The sequence below is a fragment of the Acetobacter sp. AN02 genome (genome assembly GCF_029759835.1).
Classification (GTDB): Bacteria; Pseudomonadota; Alphaproteobacteria; order Acetobacterales; family Acetobacteraceae; genus Acetobacter.
On sequence record NZ_JAJJND010000174.1, the window covers coordinates 1 to 1,534 of the forward strand.

At 45.5% G+C, this 1,534-nt stretch carries 1 protein-coding gene; it reads right to left on the reverse strand.

Annotation, left to right across the window (positions count from 1 at the left end; all coding sequences use genetic code 11):
* The coding region (locus LOC54_RS12180) for a Hint domain-containing protein (protein WP_279314046.1) at positions 1-1,382 on the reverse strand (1,382 nt) is incomplete at its 3' end.
* Positions 1,383-1,534: the final 152 nt, after the last annotated feature.

Genomic DNA, 1,534 nt, shown 5'->3' on the forward strand with positions numbered 1-1,534 from the left:
CCGTTGTATTCACGGGCAGGGCGGATAGACACACCTGTGTCTGTGACGAGATGAAGGTCGGCATCCTCGGTCAGTTCTGGAGCCGCATCTTTCTGTGCGATGCCCGCTGCCTCTGCACGAGCTTCGGCCTGGCGGAATAGGGGTTCTGCGAATTCACGGTTGACCCCAAGCGGTGCTGCCGCATCGTCCCACGTCAGATTGCGGCTGCTGCCGATAGAAACCACATTTCCCTTTTGCATAAAAGTGCGACGGTTGCCTGTGTCGAGATAGCTCTCGGTGAGCATGCCATCGGCCATGATGACCGAATGATCCTCGGTTTCGATGTGGTAGTAGTCGTAAGACGTGATGGATTTGTCGAAGAAGATCGAACGGCCGTTCACAAGCATACGGGCTGGGACGAACTGTCCATTAAAGAACAGGCAGTGCTCCGCCGTGATCAGCATGTCCTTGAACGGAACGCCGTCTGAAATCGCGTCCTTGAGAAGGCGGACCGGGTAACCTGCCTCGTCATCAGGAAGATGGGAACGAACGTTGCAGTGTGCCTGACCAGACCAGGTTACGCGACGGGGCGTGGCAACGCCGTCAACATACGCAATAATCTCATCTCCAATACTTATATCTTCAACAGGCGTGTTTCCGGAAGGCGTATTAATGAGGCTATTAGAAAGAAAACAGGTAATAACACCACCATTACCATCAGATTGAGTAAATGTTTTACTATAAGAAACAGGATTTCCAAGGTGGAGTGGATCTAAAATTGGATAGTGAGGGGTTCCTGTATTTTTTAAATTAAATGGATCTCCAGATAGTACAATGGTTCTACCAGCGCCCAAAATGCCAAGCAGGCTAATTCCATCGCCAATTGTTGTTGTATTTGTTAATGGATCATATGAAGATGGAATAGATTTACTTTTTGGAAAGTCCATAACAAAATTAGAGGGAATTTTTGTTGTTGAATTTCCATTGGAATCAATAAAATTAATAGGTAGTGTCAAAACGCATACAGATAAACCTGTAGGTTCAATTTTTACTTCACCACCGGCTGGCCCAACAGTAATAGAGTTTAAAACGTTGGCACCAATAACGCTGCCTTGAATATCAAGAATGCCGCCATTGACACTTAATGAGCTTGCTACGCCAGCAGAAAGAACTCCACCACCTACTGTAGCAGTGGCTCCGTTCTGAACTGAAATACTAGAAAGTGCACTAATCCCGGCTAATCCAGAAGATAAGTCTACAATTACTGGATCACCATCGGGGGTTTGAGAATTTTTAGTAACAACGATGGAGCTAATTGCTGACACTCCAGCAAGAGAGCTTAAGTCCCCACTGCTGTAAACTGTAGCAACACCTGCATGTAATGATACTAGAGCAGCAACCATTTCATGTTCCACTTCATTTCAAGTGTGTAGAAAATTCTTGAAGAGAATGAAGCATAATTAATTTCGCACCGAAATGTTTTTTTTATGCAAACGATAAAATTTTAGTGATATTTGATCCCCTATGATGGACGCACAGACGGAGCGTTTGTTGT